This window comes from Burkholderia cepacia (assembly GCF_001039005.1).
Lineage (GTDB): Bacteria > Pseudomonadota > Gammaproteobacteria > Burkholderiales > Burkholderiaceae > Burkholderia > Burkholderia theae.
Genome location: NZ_LDWR01000063.1, coordinates 1 through 17,446 on the forward strand (window position 1 = coordinate 1; position 17,446 = coordinate 17,446).

Here is a 17,446-nt window from a genome sequence, read left to right on the forward strand (position 1 = left end):
CGGAAGCGGCGCAGAAGGCCGGGCGTTTCAACGACGAGATCGTGCCGGTGTCGATCCCGCAACGCAAGGGCGAGCCGCTGCAGTTCGCGACCGACGAGTTCGTGCGTCACGGCGTGACGGCGGAATCGCTGGCGGGGCTGAAGCCGGCGTTCTCGAAAGACGGTTCGGTGACGGCGGCGAACGCGTCGGGCCTGAACGACGGTGCGGCGGCGGTGCTGGTGATGTCGGCGCAGAAGGCGGCGGCACTCGGTCTGACGCCGCTGGCGCGGATCAAGGCGTACGCGAACGCGGGCGTGGATCCGAGCGTGATGGGCATGGGCCCGGTGCCGGCCTCGCGCCGGTGCCTGGAGCGCGCGGGCTGGACGCCGGGCGACCTGGACCTGATGGAGATCAACGAGGCGTTCGCGGCGCAGGCGCTGGCGGTGCACAAGCAGATGGGCTGGGACACGTCGAAGGTGAACGTGAACGGTGGTGCGATCGCGATCGGTCACCCGATCGGCGCGTCGGGCTGCCGGATTCTGGTGACGCTGCTGCACGAGATGGCCAAGCGCGATGCGAAGCGCGGGCTGGCGTCGCTGTGCATCGGCGGCGGGATGGGCGTCGCACTCGCGGTCGAGCGTCCGTAACCGGCCGTTCGTCACCAGCGAACCGAATCCGGGCGCCGGCCGATTGCGGCTTCGGCCGGCGCCACGTGAAGTCAGAGGGGCCTCAGGCAGCTCTCGAAACCAAAAAAATGGAGTGAGATTTATGTCTCAGCGAATTGCGTACGTAACGGGCGGGATGGGCGGCATCGGCACCAGCATCTGCCAGCGTCTGTTGAAAGACGGCTTCAAGGTGGTCGCGGGTTGCGGCCCGAACTCGCCGCGCCGGGTGAAATGGATCGAGGAGCAGAAGGCGCTCGGATACGATTTCATCGCGTCGGAAGGCAACGTCGGCGACTGGGACTCGACCAAGGAAGCGTTCGACAAGGTCAAGGCCGAAGTTGGTGAGATCGACGTGCTGGTCAACAATGCGGGCATTACGCGCGACGTCGTGTTCCGCAAGATGACGCATGAAGACTGGACCGCCGTGATCGACACCAACCTGACGAGCCTGTTCAACGTCACGAAGCAGGTGATCGACGGGATGGTGGAGCGCGGCTGGGGCCGGATCGTCAACATTTCGTCGGTGAACGGCCAGAAGGGGCAATTCGGCCAGACCAACTATTCGACCGCGAAGGCCGGCATCCACGGCTTCACGATGTCGCTCGCGCAGGAAGTCGCGACGAAGGGCGTGACGGTCAACACCGTGTCGCCGGGCTACATCGGTACCGACATGGTGAAGGCGATCCGCCCCGACGTGCTCGAGAAGATCGTCGCGACGATCCCGGTGCGGCGTCTTGGCGGTCCGGAGGAAATCGGCTCGATCGTCGCGTGGCTCGCGTCGAACGATTCCGGCTTTGCGACGGGCGCCGACTTTTCGCTGAACGGCGGCCTGCACATGGGCTGAACGCCCGGGCTGTGCGGGCCGGGTGGCCGCGCAGCCGGGTGTGTTCCGAAGGCCCCCGCCTCCCGGATTCGGGCGGCGGGGATTCGTCACTTGCGCTACGCTGCACAGAAGGGCGTTACATGACCACTACAAAGAAGACGGCCGAACGGCTCATCAAGAAGTATCCGAACCGCCGGCTCTACGATACCGAGACAAGCACGTACATTACGCTCACCGACGTGAAGCAACTCGTGCTGGAGCAGGAGGACTTCAAGGTCATCGATGCGAAATCCAACGAAGACCTGACGCGCAGCATCCTCCTTCAGATCATCCTCGAAGAGGAAAGCGGCGGCGTGCCGATGTTCTCGTCGTCGATGCTGTCGCAAATCATCCGCTTCTACGGTCACGCGATGCAGGGCATGATGGGCACGTACCTGGAAAAGAACATCCAGGCGTTCATCGATATCCAGAACAAGCTCGCGGATCAGTCGAAGAACCTGTACGACACCAATGCGATGAATCCGGAAGTCTGGTCGCAGTTCATGAACATGCAGGCGCCGATGATGCAAGGGATGATGACGAGCTACATCGAGCAGTCGAAGAACATGTTCGTGCAGATGCAGGAACAGATGCAGAACCAGGCGAAGTCGATGTTCAGCACGTTCCCGTTCAAGCAGCCGGGCGCGTCGGAGCCGGAGAAGAAGTAGCGATTTCGCGGCAGGCCGGCCGTGGCGGCGCGAGTTGTCGGGCGTCGGTGCCGCGAAGCAAGGCGGCGCGGGGCGGCCGATCGATCGTGCGTTCCCGCACGACGATGCGCGGCTGCCGCCTGCCGGAAGCGTTGGCCGACGGTCGTTCATGATCGTCGGCACCGAATGCTCGCGCCGGGCATGAACGGGCATGACCGTGGTCCGGTCGATCGAGCTCCAGTCACATACGAATGAACGCCGGGACGCGCCGCACCTGACAGATGCGTTTGTACCGGCGCGGGTGTTTGCCTGTCGAACCCGCAGCGGCGCAGCACCGCAAAGCCGTGGAAGCCGTCTGTCGCGAATCGCGACATCGGGTCCCGGGCACGACAAGATGTGCGATGCCGCGCCGATGCGGTGCGGCCAAGAAAAACAAACCGAATGAGAGAGAGCATGCGAGGGATTCGAATGGCATCGGCCGGCAGGCTGGCCGGTCTTGCTTCGATGTTCATGTGCGGCATTGGCCTGGCCGCACCGGCCTTTGCGATCGGTTGCGCGAAAGTCGCGCAACCGATCGAGAAGCGCATCTGTGCGAATCCCGGGCTGCGGGTGGCCGATGCGCGCATGAATTCGGCCTATGCGGGCGTGCTGAAGGCTGCGCCGGACACTGCTATCCGGGACATGCTGGTGCGCAGCCAGCGCCGCTGGATCGACGCGCGCAACAACCGTCTCGCGGCCGATTACGAGGGGCGTCCGCTGGCCGCCAACGAAGTACGCAAGGCGATCGACCAGCGTACGGCCGAGCTGGCCGATCAGTCGGGTAAAGGGCTGATTGCGCGTGCGCTGGCCGAGCGCCAGTGGCTCGCGAAATACTCGGGTGGCCCGTTGACGGGTTTCGACGGAAACTGCGATTTCATTCCTGACGATGCGAGCGGCGCGCACGTGTCCTATGCGTGTTTCGGCGCGGTCCATGTGCAGAATCGTGCGCGGGTCTGCAGCCAGAGCGAGGACTGGGCGACCGGCGCGGTTTACCAGTACCGCTCGGTGAGCGTCGCCGATGGCGGGAAGGTGCGCCCGGTCGCGTTCTGCGAGGCGCCGGCGCATGGGCATGCGTGCGATAACGGCGGCGCGCAATCGGGGTGGATGCGTGCGGGGGTGTCCGGCGACGACAAGCGTGCGCCAGCACCGGCCACCGGTTTGCCGCAACTCGATGCGGAAATGTGGCCGATCGGCGACGGAGACGATGCGGTGTGGTTCGAGCGGTGCCTGACCGCGGCGATGTTTCCGTGAATGCAGGACCGGATCAAGCCCGCTTCGGCGGGCTTTTTTGCGACCTCGTCGCGGGCGCGATTTCACGCAACGCGGGCCGGATGTGTGCGAATGCCGACGGTAACGCCGACGGGTCCGGCCCGGATTGTTTTAAAGCGCCGAGAATCCTTACGCGTCGTCGTGCGGCGGAAGATCGAGCACGAGCTTGACGGCGCTGTAGTTGGCCTTGAGCGAAAACACGCGGCCGATCACGAGAAACGTCTGCCGCGAATTCTCGAGTTCGACGAAATCGCCCGGCTGCGGCACGTGCGCGCCCTGATCGTACGAAAAGCTGGTGCTGGTTTGCTCGCCGATGGTTTCGGCAGCGTGTTCGGTGAATTCGATCGTGATGTGGGTGGTCATGCGGGCCCCGTTGGGTAATGGAAGAGAACGAACGCTGCGATTTTCGCATAGCGGTGAGGCGGTTTCGGGGTGATTCTGGCGCGGTGGCGTTTGCCGATCATGCCCGTCATCTCGTCGCATCGTCTTGATAGGGATGGATCGGCTTCCCCTGTCGATCTGGCGCGCCTTCGCGAGGCGCACATTGGCGTTGCGGTCCGTAGTATCGCAACCGTCGGTTTTGGCTCGCCGCCCCATAAATAGCTGTAAACCCGCGCTTTTGCTGCTGCACCACCCCAGTCCAGATGTCCCAATCCCCCAAAGTAGGGTTCGTATCCTCGGGTGCCCGAACGTCACTCGATATTAATCAGCCGGTGCAGGTAGCTAGTACGTATCAACAATGTTGACACGTCGATGCGATGAGGCTAAAGTGTATCTACACGTTTATACGTGAGCTATGGAGATATGAGATGACTGTTCAAACCCTCAAGCGTTGGGGGAACAGTCTTGCGGTTCGTATTCCCGCGAGCGTAGCGCAAGAGGCACGCTTCGCAGAGGGGCAGGAAGTCGACATTCATGTGGTTGATGGCAAGGTGCAGATTCTTCCGCACGTTGGCGTCAAGCGATTTTCTCGAGAGCGATATTTGCAGCAGCTTCGCGATCGGAAACTCGAACCGCATCCGATTTTGGACTTCGGCGATCCGCAGGGCACTGAGTTTGGAGGTCCGGACGATTCCACCTGACGCGGAACCGATAGGATCCAAAATATGCTGAACGGAGTACCGGAAGCGGGTGATGTAATTCGGCTGTACATCGGGCCGAGCAAAGGTAACGAGCAAGACGGGTATCGCGCTGTCGTGGTCATCACGCCAGCCGATATCAACGAACTGACGGGGCGCATAGTTGGCTTACCGATTACGTCCTCCGTTCGAGGGTGGGAGTCGGAGATTCCGATTTCAAGCCTCGCTCGGCCGGGCGTGGCGCTGGTAGATCAGATCGTGAATCTGTCATTCAAGGCGCGTGAGTTTCAATTCAAGGGCGAGCGCGCAACGGACGAGGAAATGGAAGCGATCAGATACGCAGTTCGTATGTTTCTCGACCTGTAACGCAACAACGGCGCCGTGAGGCGCCGTTGTTTATTTGGTCACCGTCAGCCTTGCTCGACAACGTGTTCCTGGTAGTCGCGGTTACATGTGCGATCATTGAGTGACACATTCGATCGCCTCAAGGAAGAACCCAATGAGCTTGAGTGACTGGATACCGGCAACGGTGGTGACAGGAGCGTGGAGTTTCGTACTTTGGCATTACAAGGAACGGGTCGGGGCGTACTTGACCAGAAGTGTTCAACATGATTTCGACGTTTGACTAGCCGAAATTCAAAGCGAGTTTCGTGACAAGGAAGCCAAGTTCCAAGCGGACCTGAGAGCGAAGGAAAAACTGATCGCGCCCACCGCGTCGGCCAATAGTCAATGCAGCCTTCGGCCGTATGCGTGCCTGCCCACCTATGCGAACTCGCAAGGGGGCAGGTAAATAAGAGAAGATCTTTCTAATCACTGCGCATGCGATGATTAGCGAAATTACTCTGTCGTTGACGCATTGGGGACTGTTTGTTCCGTTCCCCAAGAGGCTTCGTCGAATGATTTGTAATGAATGCTGGAATTTTTGGCGTCTTTGTACGCCAAATACAGATTCTTATTGAATACCGCTAATGTGACCGGTTCGGATGTTGTGGAACCCGAAACTCCTCTGTCGGACCCCCAGCTTGTTCCATCGAACGAGTTGTAATAAATTTGGTTGTCGGTGCCGCCACCTTTGTGCGCCATATACAATTTCCCATTGAATGCCGCTAATGCAACTGCCTGACTGGTCCAGTCCCAGTCGTTGATTTTTTTCGGTTGATCCCAGCTATTTCCAGTGAGGTTGTATGAGGTATAGTAAATGCTGTTGTCGTCGACACCCTTGTATGCTAAGTACATCCTGTCGTTGAACGTCGTCAATGCAACCGGCTGGGTGGTTTCGGCACCGTGGACGCCGACATAGCCTCCCGATTTCCAGCTCGTTCCGTCGAATTTATGGAAGTAAATGTGCGAGTCGTTGGGGCCCTTGTGTGCCATGTATAACCTTCCATCGTATGCCACCAAGGCGACCGGTTGACGAGTGCTGTCTTGCGGCACGGTATGTTCCTTGGGATCCCAGTTCTTCCCATCGAACGATGCGCAGTAAATGTTGTTGTTGTCGAAAGCACCTTTGTGCGCCATGTACAGCTTCACATTGAATGCTGCTAATGTAACTGCCTGGGTGATCCAGAAAGCCCCATTTTTGACTGACGTCGGGTTCTCCCACTCTTTTCCATCGAAAGATGTGAGGTAAATGTTGTTGTTGCTGCCGGCGCCTTTGTATGCCAAGTATAGCCTCCCACTGAATGTCGTCAATGAAGGGTAATTTAGTGCTTGGGTGGTGTCCGGGGAAGTGTCTTGGTTGCTTTCTTCGTCAACAAGCCGATTGTTGTCATTCATGATGTGCCTCTCTCGATTGTTAGTAATTTTTGAATCGCCGACGTATTTAAGTCGATGCTATTTAGGCCTGCACGTAAAATTTGAAAGCTCACGTGCAATAAACGTAGTCTTGTTCATGCCGCAGAGCCATTACACTCGATTACGCGCCTACGTTATCTGGACGTAGCGCGATTCGATGGAATTGCTGACGCTCGATCACTTCGAAGCGCTAAGCGAAAGGCATAACGAAAACGGCCCTGAAGCGCCGTTGTTCTCATGCAGAGGTCGGCTTCGATAATCTACGAAGATGCCCGCTGCCGACCGGCGTGGTGATCCGCAACCCGTGAAAGCTGACCGTGCTGATCGTGCTGGTGGTCGGCGCGACGAACTGCACATCGTCCGTGCCGGCGATCTCGGTCGGCTTCTTCGTTGCAGTGGTTCTCTCTTACGTTCGAATTCGATGACCCGGACCCACGGGTTCATTTCCCGGCAGTGGCCACACGCAGTTTTGATGCTGGCCCACGGAGCGCGGAAACGCTTCCCATAGGGACATCGAGCACAGGTCGCCGGTACAGCGCGAAGCTCCCTTCGTGCAGCCTAGCAAACGATCGGTTGCGCCTTCAGCCGCTCGCGCTTGTATCTGCGCCGTCGCTGGTCGTCACAGCCGAGATGCCGGCGTTCACAATCTGCCCCTGAGCCTGTAGCGATTCAGCGCGGCTTAGGCGATTCAGACCCTCGACTTCAGGACGAAGTCGGCCGGCACCTCGTTGTCCTTGATGGCGCGCGGGGATACGTCAAGTGCGCCTTGCCTGATGTACCGCTGTTGACAGGCCGACAGACCCTCATCCCGAAGAGAAGGGGACGTATCAACCCCCATCCCCCGATCCACTGCCGATCTGGCGGCCTATCCGATCCAGCACTCCATGGCCGCTTTCCCCGCCAGTTTTGCCTCGCCGAACCCTAAATCGCTGTAAACTCACGCTTTTGCTGCCACGCCCCCACACATCCAGATGTCCCAATCCCCCAAAGTAGGTTTCGTTTCGCTTGGTTGCCCGAAAGCGTTAGTCGACTCCGAACAAATCATCACCCAGCTGCGCGCCGAAGGTTATGAAATCTCAGGCACCTACGACGGCGCCGACCTCGTCGTCGTGAACACCTGCGGCTTCATCGACGAAGCCGTGCAGGAAAGCCTCGACGCAATCGGCGAAGCGCTGACCGAAAACGGCAAGGTGATCGTCACCGGCTGCCTCGGTGCCAAATCGAGCGCCAGCGGCTCGAACCTGATCGAGGAAGTCCATCCGAAGGTGCTCGCCGTCACCGGCCCGCACGCCGTGGGCGAAGTGATGCAGGCCGTGCATTCGCACCTGCCGAAGCCGCACGACCCGTTCGTCGACCTCGTGCCCGCGGCCGGCATCAAGCTGACGCCGCGCCACTACGCGTACCTGAAGATCTCCGAAGGCTGCAACCACCGCTGCACGTTCTGCATCATCCCGTCGATGCGCGGCGATCTCGTGTCGCGTCCGGTCGCCGAAGTGATGCTGGAAGCCGAGAACCTGTTCAAGTCGGGCGTGAAGGAACTGCTGGTGATCTCGCAGGACACGAGCGCGTACGGCGTCGACGTGAAGTACCGCACGGGCTTCTGGAACGGCAAGCCGATCAAGACGCGCATGACCGACCTGGTCGCCGCGCTCGGTGAACTCGCCGCGCAGTACGGCGCATGGGTGCGCCTGCACTACGTGTACCCGTACCCGAGCGTCGACGAAGTGATTCCGCTGATGGCCGAAGGCCCGTTCAAGGGCCACGTGCTGCCGTATCTCGACGTGCCGTTCCAGCACGCGCACCCCGAAGTGCTGAAGCGCATGAAGCGCCCGGCGAACGCCGAGAAGGTGCTCGAGCGCGTGCAGAAGTGGCGTGAGATGTGCCCGGACCTGACGATCCGCAGCACGTTCATCGCGGGCTTCCCCGGCGAGACGGAAGAGCAGTTCGAAACGCTGCTCGACTTCATCCGCGTGGCGGAACTCGATCGCGTCGGTTGCTTTGCGTACTCGCCGGTCGAAGGCGCGACCGCGAATGAACTCGACGGCGCGCTGCCCGACGAGGTCCGCGAGGAACGTCGCGCGCGCTTCATGGAGGTGGCCGAGGAAGTATCGGCGAACCGCATCCAGCGCAAGGTCGGCAAGACCCTCAAGGTGCTGATCGACGAAGTCAGCGCGGAAGGCGGTATCGGCCGCACGGCGGCGGATGCGCCGGAGATCGACGGTGTCGTTTATGTCGAGCCGGCGGCGAAGGCGTCGAAGCGCTACAAGGTCGGCGATTTCGTGTCCGTGAAGATCACGGGCGCCGACGGCCACGATCTGTGGGGCGAGGTGTAAGCAATGACCGGCGCATTTCCGGAGATCCTCGCGCTCGGCGAGGCGATGATCGAATTCAACCAGTCGCAGCCGGGCCGTCCCGAATTCCTGCAGGGCTTCGGCGGCGATACGTCGAACTTCTGCATCGCCGCGGCACGCCAGGGCGCGTCGACCGGCTTCGTGTCGGCGATCGGCGACGATCCGTTCGGCCGCCTGCTGGCCGACATGTGGCGCGCCGAGCACGTCGATACGACGTATGTGCGGATCGACCGTGCGGCGCCGACCGGCGTGTATTTCGTCACGCACGGCGCCGATGGCCACCAGTTCGACTATCTGCGCGCGGGCTCCGCGGCGAGCCGCTATGCGGTGGGCGACCTGCCGCTCGACGCGCTGGCGGCCGCGAAGGCCGTGCACCTGTCGGGCATCAGCCTCGCGATCAGCACGGCCGCGTGCGACGCCGCGTTCGCGGCGGTCGACCATGCACGCCGCAACGGCGTGAAGGTCAGCTTCGACACGAATTTGCGCCTGAAGCTGTGGCCGTTGTCGCGCGCCCGTGCGGTGATGCGTGAGGCGCTGCGCCAGACGGACATCTGCCTGCCCAGCTGGGACGACGTCACGGCGCTCACGGGCGCGAACGATCGCGACGCGATCGTCGACGCGATGCTCGAACACGGGCCGCAGGTCGTCGCGCTGAAGCTCGGCAAGGATGGCGCGTATGTGGCGACGCCGAACGAGCGGCGCGTCGTGCCGGGCTTTGCGGTCGAGGCCGTCGATGCGACGGGCGCGGGCGATTGCTTCGGCGGCGCATTCGTCGCGCGGATCGTCGCGGGCGACGATCCGTTCGCGGCGGCGCGTTATGCGAACGCGGCGGCGGCGCTGTCGACGACGGGCTACGGCGCGGTCGCGCCGATTCCGCACCGCGACGCGGTGGAGCGCCTGATGCAAGGCTGACGCGGAACACGCACGCTGGCCACGGCCCCGCACGATCGATTCATTCGCTGAGAAGGATGAGGAGGCAACATGCAACGTGAAGTGGTGGTGGTGAGCGGCGTGCGTACCGCGATCGGCGATTTCGGCGGCAGCCTGAAGGACATCGCGCCGACCGAGCTCGGCGCGAAAGTCGTGCGCGAAGTGTTGCAGCGTGCGCAGGTGTCGGGCGACGAAGTCGGCCACGTGGTGTTCGGCAACGTGGTGCACACGGAGCCGAAGGACATGTATCTCGCGCGCGTCGCCGCGATCAACGGCGGCGTCGCGCAACATGCACCGGCGCTCACGGTCAACCGGCTGTGCGGTTCGGGGCTGCAGGCGATCGTGTCGGCCGCGCAGGGCGTGCTGCTCGGCGACGCGGACATCGCGATCGCGGGCGGCGCGGAGAACATGAGCCGCGCGCCGTATTCGATCCCGGCGGCGCGCTTCGGGCAGCGCATGGGCGACATGCGCGCGGTCGACATGATGGTCGGCGCGCTGAACGATCCGTTCCAGACGATCCACATGGGCGTGACGGCCGAGAACGTCGCGACGAAGTACGGCATTTCGCGCGACGCACAGGATGCGCTCGCGCTCGAATCGCACCGCCGCGCGTCGCATGCGGCGAAGGCCGGCTACTTCAAGGAGCAGATCCTGCCGGTCGAGCTGATCGGCTCGAAGAAGGGCACGCCGGTGATGTTCGATCACGACGAGCACGTGCGCCACGACGCAAGCCTGGAGGATTTCTCGAAGCTGCGGCCCGTGTTCGTGAAGGAGAGCGGCACGGTGACGGCCGGCAACGCGTCGGGTATCAACGACGCGGCGGCCGCGGTGCTGCTGATGGAGCGCGGCGTTGCCGAGAAGCGCGGCGCGAAGCCGCTGGCGCGCCTCGTCGCGTATGCGCACGCGGGCGTCGATCCGGCCTACATGGGGATCGGCCCGGTGCCAGCCACGCAAAAGGCGCTCGCGCGCGCAGGGCTGACGGTCGCCGATCTCGACGTGATCGAGGCGAACGAGGCATTCGCCGCGCAGGCCTGCGCGGTGACGCAGGAACTGGGTCTTGACCCGGCAAAGGTGAATCCGAACGGGTCCGGCATTTCGCTCGGCCACCCGATCGGCGCGACGGGCGCGCTGATCGCCGTCAAGGCGCTGTACGAGTTGCAGCGCGTCGGCGGCCGTTACGCGCTCGTCACGATGTGCATTGGCGGCGGGCAGGGCATCGCCGCGATTTTCGAGCGAATCTGAAGCAAGGAGCAACGCAAGGTGGGTCGATATTCGGAATGGCAACGGGCGCTCGTCGTCGCGGGCGCGCTGGCGGCGGGCATGGCGATGTCGGGCGCGGTCGCGGCGCAGGCCGTCGCGCCGGGCACGCAACAGGACGAACCGGCACCCGCGCGGCCGCTGCGGCCGAATCCCGAGTTCGCCCGCCTGCCGCGCTACGAAGGCATGCTCGGCGACCGGCCGATCGTCGTGCATCTCGGCCCGAAGACGGACGAGGAAGGCGTGCACGGCGAATACCAGTTCACCGATACGGGTGAGGTCGTCCTGCTCGCGGGCGATCGCGACGGCGATACGCTGGAAATCGAGGAATCGAACGACGGCACGAACATCACGGGCGTGTGGGTCGGCCGCTTCGACGCGACGGGCGACCTGAAGGCCGACCGGATGAACTCGGACGAGTCGGATCCGCAGCCTGTCGTGCTGCGTCTCGCGCCGGGCAAGCGCGCGGCGCTGCAGGTGCGCGACGGCCGCGTGCAGGAGATCGAGACGGTGGGCGGCGTCGTCAACCTGCGCACCGACGACTGAGCTCGTGCTGGCTCGGTGTGCGCGGCGCGCATTGTACCGGGCCAAATGCGCCGATTTTGGCTAATCTAGCGACATATTCCGCAACCGAACGGCCTCGTGCCCGCCTTCCTGTCATGACTGCATCCACCTCCAAGCGCGCGCTGCAAACCCGCATCGTTCAACCCGACGACGTCATTCCGGAAGGCTTCCGTTCGTTCGTGCCGCCGGTCGCGCGCGCGTCGACGGTCGTGTTCCCCGATCTCGCGACGATGCGCGCGCTCGTCTGGCACAACGACAACCAGTGGCGCTACGGGCTGCACGCGACGCCGACGTCGCTCGCGCTCGCGCAGCGGCTCGCCGAGATCGAGGGCGGCACGCACGCGCTGCTGCAGCCGTCGGGCCTCGCGGCGATCATGAACGTCTATTTCGGGATCGTGAAAGCGGGCGACGACGTGCTGATTCCGCACAACGTGTACGGGCCGAATGCCGACTTCGGCAACTGGCTCGCGAAGGATTTCGGCATCACGGCACGCTTCTACGATCCGCTCATCGGTGCCGGCATCGCCGACCTGATCCAGCCGAACACGCGGCTGATCTGGATCGAGGCGCCCGGCTCGGTGACGATGGAAGTGCCCGACGTGCAGGCGATCACGGCGGTCGCGAAGGCGCGCGGCATCGTCACCGCGATCGACAACACCTATTCGGCCGGGCTCGCGTTCAAGCCGTTCGATCACGGCGTCGACATCTCGATGCAGGCGCTGACCAAGTACCAGTCGGGCGGCAGCGACGTGCTGATGGGCGCGACGATCACCGAGGACGCGGAGCTGCACGCGAAGCTGAAGCTCGCGCGGATGCGCTGCGGGATCGGCGTGTCGGTCGACGATTGCTCGCTCGTGCTGCGCAGTCTGCCGAGCATGCAGGTGCGCTTCGACGCGCACAGCAAGAGCGCGCTCGCGCTCGCGCAGTGGCTGAAGGCGCGGCCGGAGATCGCATCGGTATTGCACCCGCAGATTGCCGGCTGCCCGGGGCACGCGTCGTTCGCGCGCGACTTCACGGGCGCGGGCGGGCTGTTCTCGGTGGTGTTCGACGCGCGCTACAGCGCGGAGCAGATCGACCGCTTCGTCGAGTCGCTCGAACTGTTCGCGATCGGCTGGAGCTGGGGCGGCGCATGCAGTCTCGCGATGCCTTACGACGTCGCGTCGATGCGGCCGGACTGGCCGCATCGCGGCACGCTGGTGCGTTTCTACGTCGGTCTCGAGGATGAGGCCGACCTGCGCGCAGACCTCGAGCGCGCGATGCAGGCCGCACTCGGCTGACCGCAGGCCGATAACGTTCGCGGAAAAACGAAACGCCGGCGCGATGCCACATCGCGCCGGCGTTTTTTATTTGAGGTCGTGCGGGATCAGAACAGCCGCAGCAGCCCGTCGAGGCCGACGTGATCGAACGCGACCGTTGCCGCTTCGCGCACGACGGGCTTCGCGTGGAATGCGACCGACAGCCCGGCTTCGGCCATCATCTTCAGGTCGTTCGACCCGTCGCCCATTGCGATCGCGCGGTTCGGCGCGAGGCCGAGCGACGCGCACGTCTCGCGCAGCAGGCGCGCCTTCACGTCGGCGTTGACGATCTCGCCGAGCACCTTGCCGGTCAGCTTGCCGTCGACGATCTCGAGCGTGTTCGCCTGCGCGTAGTCGAGGCCGAGGCGCGCCTTCAGCCGCTCGGTGAAGAACGTGAAGCCGCCCGACACGAGCAGCGTCTTCATGCCGGCGGCCTTCACGCCGGCCAGCATCGTCTCGGCGCCGGGCGACAGTTGCAGCCGCTCCTCGTACACGCGTTCGAGCGCCTGCGCGTCGAGCCCGGCCAGCAGCGCGACGCGGCGCGTGAGGCTTTCGTTGAAATCGCGGATCTCGCCGCGCATCGACGCTTCGGTGATCTCGGCGACCTGCGTTTTCAGTCCGCAGAAATCGGCGATCTCGTCGATGCATTCGATCGTGATCAGCGTCGAATCCATGTCCATCACGACGAGCCCGAAATCGCCGAGCGCGAGGCCGGCCTCGACGAACGCGAAGTCGAGCGCGTGCGTGCCGCAGTACGCGTCGATGTCGAGACGCTGCGCCGGGTTCGCGTTGTCGATGCGCAGCGCGTGATCGTCGGTCTGCACGATGCGGGTGCCGCGCGACAGCGCGAGCAGCGGTTTGTGATGGGCGTCCGACAGCGGCGCAAGACTCTGGATGACGAGGTTGTGGGTCATGGCGGGATGATTGGGAGGCGAATGAAACGCGTGCGCGGCCAACGGGCGGCCGCCTGCGAACGCGGCCCCGTTCGGCTGCGGGCCATTGCGTCGCGAACGCGCCATTGTAGCCGCTCGGTCGAGGCCGGTACGAATCCTGAGGCCGGACTCGAACCGGCACGCGCGCGGCGCGAGCACGAACGCGGGTGCCTAACGTTCGTCCGCGCGATCCCAGTACGGCGGATCGCCGAAATGCTCGGCGAGAAACGCGATGAACGCGAGCGTCTTCAGCGGCACGTGCGCGCGGCTCGGATAGACGGCCCAGATCGCGACGTCGTCCGCGAACGGATAGTCGTCGAGCACCGTGACGAGCGCGCCGCTCGCGAGCAGCGGGCCGACGTCCCAGGTCGACTTGATCGCGATCCCGAAGCCGTCGACGAGCGCTTCGCGGATCGCCTCGCCGTTGCTCGCGACGAGCCGGCCGCCGACCCGCACGGTGAGCGGGCCTTGCGGCGTGGCGAACGACCAGTCGCGCTGGTCGCCGAGGATCACGCATTCGTGTTGCGTAAGGTCGGCCGGATGGCGCGGCGTGCCGCGTGCGGCGAGATACGCGGGCGAGCAGCACAGCACACGGCGGTTCACGGCGAGCTTGCGCGCGACGAGCGTCGAATCCTTCAGCGCGCCAAGGCGGACCGCGACGTCGTAGCCGTCGTCGACGAGATCGACGATCTCGTCGGACAGCCGCAGGTCGAGCGACACCGACGGGTAGCGGCGCAGGAACGCGGGAATCACCGGCGCGACGTGCTGGCGGCCGAACGACGACGACATCGACACCTTCAGCCGCCCGTACGGCTCGCTGCGGCCGTGGCCGACCGACGCGCGCGCGGCGTCGGCGGCCGACAGCAGCGCGTCGGCGCGCGCCATGAAGACTTCGCCGTCCTGCGTGAGGCTGATGCGGCGCGTGGTGCGGTGCAGCAACCGCGCGCCGAGCTGGCGCTCGAGCTGCGCGATGCGCGCGCTCGCGACCGCGGCCGAGACGCCGAACTCGCGTCCGGCCGCGGTGACGTTCGCGAGCAGCGCCGCGCGCACGAACAGCGCGACGTCGAGCAGGTCGAGCGGCTTGTCGGGAGCCGGAATCGGATCGGACGTCATTATTCTGAAATTCCTGAAAATGTTTCAGGAAATATAGCGGTTTTCTCGAAGGATCGGGTTGCCTACGATGACGTTCATGGGGCTGCGCCGCGGCCCGCCCGGTTGCCCTGAAAGGAGTTTCGTGATGAAAGCTGTTGGACTGACCCGCTATCTGCCGATCGACGACCCGCAAGCCTTGCTCGACGTGGAACTGCCGCAGCCCGTGCCGGGCCCGCGCGACCTGCTCGTGAAGGTCGAGGCCGTTTCCGTGAACCCGGTGGATTTCAAGGTGCGCGCGCCGAAACCGAAGGTCGAGGACGCGCCGCGCGTGCTCGGCTGGGATGCGGCCGGCACGGTCGTCGCGGTCGGTGCCGACGTTACGCTGTTCCGGCCCGGCGACGAAGTGTTCTACGCGGGCAGCATCACGCGGCCCGGCACGAACAGCGAATTCCATGCGGTCGACGAACGGATCGCCGCGCTGAAGCCGCGCACGCTTGACTTCGCCGCGGCTGCCGCGCTGCCGCTCACCGCGCTGACCGCGTGGGAAGCGCTGTTCGACCGGCTGCATGTATCGCCGCAGGGCGCGGACGCCGGCAAGTCGGTGCTGATCATCGGCGGCGCGGGCGGCGTGGGTTCGATCGCGATCCAGCTGGCGAAGACGCTCGGCAAGCTGCACGTGATCGCGACCGCGTCGCGGCCGGCGTCGGCCGAATGGGTGCGCTCGCTCGGCGCCGATGCGGTGGTTGACCATTTCGGCGACCTGCCTGCGCAGTTGCGCGACGCAGGGCATCCGAACGTCGACTACGTGCTGATCTTCAACGACACGGACCGCCATTTCCCTGCCGCCGCGGAAGTAATCCGGCCGCAGGGCGGCATTTGCACGATCGTCGAGAACGAGAAGCCGGTGCCGGTCGAACTGCTGAAGGCGAAGAGCGCCGCGTTTCACTGGGAATTCATGTTCACGCGCGCGATGTTCGAGACGCCGGACATGATCGAGCAGCACCGGATCCTCGGCGAAGTTGCGCGGCTCGTCGACAGCGGCACGCTGCGTACGACCGTCGGCGAGCAACTCGGCGCGATCAATGCGGCGAACGTGCGGCGTGCGCATCAGTTGCTCGAAGGCGGGCGCGCGATCGGCAAGCTCGTGTTGAGCGGCTTCTGAGCGTCCTCAGGCCCGTCGCTTCGCGCCACGCCCTTCGACGGGCATCCCCAAGGTGACTTCCTTCGAGGCGGCCCGGCGTTTTCCCGAGCGCCGACATCACGCGTAAGGTTGCGGCGCCGCGAACGCAAGCGGGGTAACACCCGATGCGTTTGCGGCGCATTGCGTGCCGCTTGGCGGTAGACTGGCAGCGCATCATGCATCGAAAACCGCGCGGCACGCGCGTGCCGCCGCATTACAAGGAGGTCAGCATGAGCCAACGCAGTTTGTCGGTCGCCGCATCGTGGTCGGTCGTGTTCGCGGCGGTGTGCGTCAGCGCGAGCGTATTCGCGGCGCCGCCGGTCAAGGGCAGCCTGAAGGGCGGCGGTACGGGACAGCTCGAATACACCGTCAAGGTCGATTCGAAGACCTTCGGCAATACGCAGGAGACCCGCAAGATCCGCTCGGGCGAGACGGACGACTTCAACTGGAAGTCGGTGCCGCCGAGCGGCGCGGTCGCGATGCCGAGCGGCTGCCCGAACGCCGACAGCCTGCCGCGCGACGAGAACGGCGCGATGGTGCGCCAGACCCAGGTGCGGCTTGCGCCGTCGGTCGACGCGAAGGGCGTCGCCAACGTGCAGCTGAGCTTCCAGGCGGCCGCGCCGAAGGGCACGCGCAACGTGACGGCCGGCGGCAAGTCGCTGCAGTGTCCGGACGTCGCGTCGGTGAGCCAGGTGAAGTGGGTGTCGATTCCGACCAACGGCGGTTCGAAGTCCGTCACGATGAGCGATGGCACGAAGGTGACGGTGTCGATCAAGCATTGAGCCGCGCCGCGCGGGCCGGCGTGTCGTCCGGTGCGCGCACAACGGATTCGAATGGCGTGACAAGCAGGGCGGCACGTGACCGTTTCGTGCCGCCGTCACGATGCTTTTGCGAAATTTGCTTAGCAGTACGTTGCTGCTGCAACCGCTCGCGATGCGAGCGCGTCGTGTGGCGACCTGCGTGACGTCATGCGGATGTTACGTTATGCTTTCGATCGTCATCCTCCTTCCGTAACGATATCCCGATGAAATTCCGAATGCGCACGCTGCTGTCTGCCGCTGTGTTCGTCGCCGCGCACGCGCACGCGGCCGACGATTGCAGTTTCGTGAAGAAGGTCGAGCTGCCGTCGCGACAGCAGGTGGCCGTGGTGTCGAGCGGCGCGCTCGAACCGTGCTCGACCGGCAGCTACGCGGTGCGCGTGTATTCGACCGCGCATGCCGCGCCCGGCTTCGATACCGACGATTACGTGACGGGCGTGCTGCATGCGCGCGACGGCACGATTGCCGACGCGTTTACGGCCGACCTCGGCGCGCGAGCGCCGCAGGCCCTCGTCGTGACGACGCGCTCGGCCGGCAGCGGCGGTTATGTCGGCGCGCAGGCCTACGTGACGACGCCGCGCGCGGTGCGGCTCGTCGCGTCGGTCGATGGTCTTGCGCCCGGCGCGGACATCGCGGCCGCGTTGCGGCAGGCGATCGGCAAGCGCCGCGCCGCGCGCTGACCGCGCATCGCGC

18 protein-coding genes are annotated in these 17,446 nt (G+C 64.4%); 14 read left to right on the top strand and 4 right to left on the bottom strand.

The features are described 5' to 3' along the window. The 4 genes from VL15_RS32250 to VL15_RS32265 all read left to right on the top strand — a co-directional run. Window positions 1–626: acetyl-CoA C-acyltransferase (locus VL15_RS32250; protein WP_048250888.1), on the top strand; the 626-nt coding region annotated here is incomplete at its 5' end. A 121-nt stretch (window positions 627–747) separates the two neighbouring features. Then, on the top strand, window positions 748–1,488 hold the full coding sequence (locus VL15_RS32255) for a 3-ketoacyl-ACP reductase (protein WP_048250889.1): 741 nt from the start codon (window positions 748–750) through the stop codon (window positions 1,486–1,488). A 119-nt stretch (window positions 1,489–1,607) separates the two neighbouring features. Next, the gene (gene phaR, locus VL15_RS32260) at window positions 1,608–2,174 is read left to right on the top strand and encodes a polyhydroxyalkanoate synthesis repressor PhaR (RefSeq protein WP_048250890.1); all 567 of its coding nucleotides are present in this window, start codon (window positions 1,608–1,610) and stop codon (window positions 2,172–2,174) included. A 432-nt stretch (window positions 2,175–2,606) separates the two neighbouring features. Next, window positions 2,607–3,443 (top strand): lysozyme inhibitor LprI family protein, encoded by an 837-nt coding sequence (locus tag VL15_RS32265; RefSeq protein ID WP_048250891.1) that lies wholly within the window; start codon window positions 2,607–2,609, stop codon window positions 3,441–3,443. A 147-nt stretch (window positions 3,444–3,590) separates the two neighbouring features. Here the strand turns inward: VL15_RS32265 and VL15_RS32270 are convergent, their stop codons facing one another. Further along, entirely contained in the window at window positions 3,591–3,824 is a 234-nt protein-coding gene (locus VL15_RS32270; protein WP_048250892.1) for a hypothetical protein, read from the bottom strand. Window positions 3,825–4,270: 446 nt separating this feature from the next. Here VL15_RS32270 and VL15_RS32275 point away from each other — a divergent pair, with 446 nt between their 5' ends. Both VL15_RS32275 and VL15_RS32280 read left to right on the top strand, forming a co-directional pair. Then, window positions 4,271–4,543 (top strand): AbrB/MazE/SpoVT family DNA-binding domain-containing protein, encoded by a 273-nt coding sequence (locus VL15_RS32275; RefSeq protein ID WP_048250893.1) that lies wholly within the window; start codon window positions 4,271–4,273, stop codon window positions 4,541–4,543. 24 nt (window positions 4,544–4,567) lie between these two features. Then, a complete protein-coding gene (locus VL15_RS32280) occupies window positions 4,568–4,906 on the top strand; it encodes a type II toxin-antitoxin system PemK/MazF family toxin (protein ID WP_048250894.1) in 339 nt (112 codons plus the stop codon). Between the two features lie 471 nt (window positions 4,907–5,377). Here VL15_RS32280 and VL15_RS42265 read toward each other — a convergent pair whose 3' ends face one another. Next, window positions 5,378–6,316 carry a hypothetical protein gene (locus VL15_RS42265; protein ID WP_155420340.1) on the bottom strand — a complete coding sequence of 313 codons (939 nt, stop codon included), beginning with the start codon at window positions 6,314–6,316 and terminating at the stop codon, window positions 5,378–5,380. Between the two features lie 989 nt (window positions 6,317–7,305). Here VL15_RS42265 and rimO point away from each other — a divergent pair. From rimO to VL15_RS32305, 5 genes are all read left to right on the top strand, one after another. Further along, window positions 7,306–8,667 carry a 30S ribosomal protein S12 methylthiotransferase RimO gene (gene rimO / locus VL15_RS32285; RefSeq protein ID WP_048250895.1) on the top strand — a complete coding sequence of 454 codons (1,362 nt, stop codon included), beginning with the start codon at window positions 7,306–7,308 and terminating at the stop codon, window positions 8,665–8,667. 3 nt (window positions 8,668–8,670) lie between these two features. Then, window positions 8,671–9,597: a sugar kinase gene (locus tag VL15_RS32290; RefSeq protein WP_048250896.1), complete on the top strand. Its 927-nt coding sequence runs from the start codon at window positions 8,671–8,673 to the stop codon at window positions 9,595–9,597. 69 nt (window positions 9,598–9,666) lie between these two features. After that, window positions 9,667–10,857: a beta-ketothiolase BktB gene (gene bktB, locus VL15_RS32295; protein ID WP_048250897.1), complete on the top strand. Its 1,191-nt coding sequence runs from the start codon at window positions 9,667–9,669 to the stop codon at window positions 10,855–10,857. An 18-nt stretch (window positions 10,858–10,875) separates the two neighbouring features. After that, on the top strand, window positions 10,876–11,418 hold the full coding sequence (locus VL15_RS32300) for a hypothetical protein (RefSeq protein WP_048250898.1): 543 nt from the start codon (window positions 10,876–10,878) through the stop codon (window positions 11,416–11,418). A gap of 113 nt (window positions 11,419–11,531) precedes the next feature. Further along, window positions 11,532–12,713, top strand: coding sequence for a cystathionine beta-lyase (locus VL15_RS32305; RefSeq protein WP_048250899.1), 1,182 nt, complete (start codon window positions 11,532–11,534; stop codon window positions 12,711–12,713). Window positions 12,714–12,799: 86 nt separating this feature from the next. Here the strand turns inward: VL15_RS32305 and serB are convergent, their stop codons facing one another. Together serB and VL15_RS32315 are read right to left on the bottom strand one after the other, a co-directional pair. Continuing rightward, window positions 12,800–13,645, bottom strand: coding sequence for a phosphoserine phosphatase SerB (gene serB, locus VL15_RS32310; RefSeq protein ID WP_048250981.1), 846 nt, complete (start codon window positions 13,643–13,645; stop codon window positions 12,800–12,802). Window positions 13,646–13,834: 189 nt separating this feature from the next. Then, window positions 13,835–14,776, bottom strand: a complete 942-nt coding sequence (locus tag VL15_RS32315) for a LysR family transcriptional regulator (protein ID WP_048250900.1) — start codon at window positions 14,774–14,776, stop codon at window positions 13,835–13,837. Between the two features lie 124 nt (window positions 14,777–14,900). Between VL15_RS32315 and VL15_RS32320 the strand changes: the two genes are divergently transcribed. The 3 genes from VL15_RS32320 (at window position 14,901) to VL15_RS32330 (ending at window position 17,433) form a co-directional block, all read left to right on the top strand. After that, window positions 14,901–15,917, top strand: a complete 1,017-nt coding sequence (locus tag VL15_RS32320; RefSeq protein ID WP_048250901.1) for a zinc-binding alcohol dehydrogenase family protein — start codon at window positions 14,901–14,903, stop codon at window positions 15,915–15,917. Between the two features lie 248 nt (window positions 15,918–16,165). Further along, window positions 16,166–16,717, top strand: a complete 552-nt coding sequence (locus VL15_RS32325; RefSeq protein ID WP_048250982.1) for a DUF6013 family protein — start codon at window positions 16,166–16,168, stop codon at window positions 16,715–16,717. A 242-nt stretch (window positions 16,718–16,959) separates the two neighbouring features. Beyond that, window positions 16,960–17,433, top strand: a complete 474-nt coding sequence (locus VL15_RS32330) for a PliI family lysozyme inhibitor of I-type lysozyme (protein ID WP_048250902.1) — start codon at window positions 16,960–16,962, stop codon at window positions 17,431–17,433. The last annotated feature ends 13 nt before the right edge of the window (window positions 17,434–17,446 follow it).

Excerpts from the sequence above, each read along its gene's own strand:
- VL15_RS32255 (WP_048250889.1), top strand. The coding sequence starts at position 748 with ATGTCTCAGCGAATTGCGTACGTAACGGGCGGGATGGGCGGCATCGGC.
- phaR (WP_048250890.1), top strand. The coding sequence starts at position 1,608 with ATGACCACTACAAAGAAGACGGCCGAACGGCTCATCAAGAAGTATCCG.
- VL15_RS32265 (WP_048250891.1), top strand. The coding sequence starts at position 2,607 with ATGCGAGGGATTCGAATGGCATCGGCCGGCAGGCTGGCCGGTCTTGCT.
- VL15_RS32270 (WP_048250892.1), bottom strand. The coding sequence starts at position 3,824 with ATGACCACCCACATCACGATCGAATTCACCGAACACGCTGCCGAAACC.
- VL15_RS32275 (WP_048250893.1), top strand. The coding sequence starts at position 4,271 with ATGACTGTTCAAACCCTCAAGCGTTGGGGGAACAGTCTTGCGGTTCGT.
- VL15_RS32280 (WP_048250894.1), top strand. The coding sequence starts at position 4,568 with ATGCTGAACGGAGTACCGGAAGCGGGTGATGTAATTCGGCTGTACATC.
- VL15_RS42265 (WP_155420340.1), bottom strand. The coding sequence starts at position 6,316 with ATGAATGACAACAATCGGCTTGTTGACGAAGAAAGCAACCAAGACACT.
- rimO (WP_048250895.1), top strand. The coding sequence starts at position 7,306 with ATGTCCCAATCCCCCAAAGTAGGTTTCGTTTCGCTTGGTTGCCCGAAA.
- VL15_RS32290 (WP_048250896.1), top strand. The coding sequence starts at position 8,671 with ATGACCGGCGCATTTCCGGAGATCCTCGCGCTCGGCGAGGCGATGATC.
- bktB (WP_048250897.1), top strand. The coding sequence starts at position 9,667 with ATGCAACGTGAAGTGGTGGTGGTGAGCGGCGTGCGTACCGCGATCGGC.
- VL15_RS32305 (WP_048250899.1), top strand. The coding sequence starts at position 11,532 with ATGACTGCATCCACCTCCAAGCGCGCGCTGCAAACCCGCATCGTTCAA.
- serB (WP_048250981.1), bottom strand. The coding sequence starts at position 13,645 with ATGACCCACAACCTCGTCATCCAGAGTCTTGCGCCGCTGTCGGACGCC.
- VL15_RS32315 (WP_048250900.1), bottom strand. The coding sequence starts at position 14,776 with ATGACGTCCGATCCGATTCCGGCTCCCGACAAGCCGCTCGACCTGCTC.
- VL15_RS32320 (WP_048250901.1), top strand. The coding sequence starts at position 14,901 with ATGAAAGCTGTTGGACTGACCCGCTATCTGCCGATCGACGACCCGCAA.
- VL15_RS32325 (WP_048250982.1), top strand. The coding sequence starts at position 16,166 with ATGAGCCAACGCAGTTTGTCGGTCGCCGCATCGTGGTCGGTCGTGTTC.
- VL15_RS32330 (WP_048250902.1), top strand. The coding sequence starts at position 16,960 with ATGAAATTCCGAATGCGCACGCTGCTGTCTGCCGCTGTGTTCGTCGCC.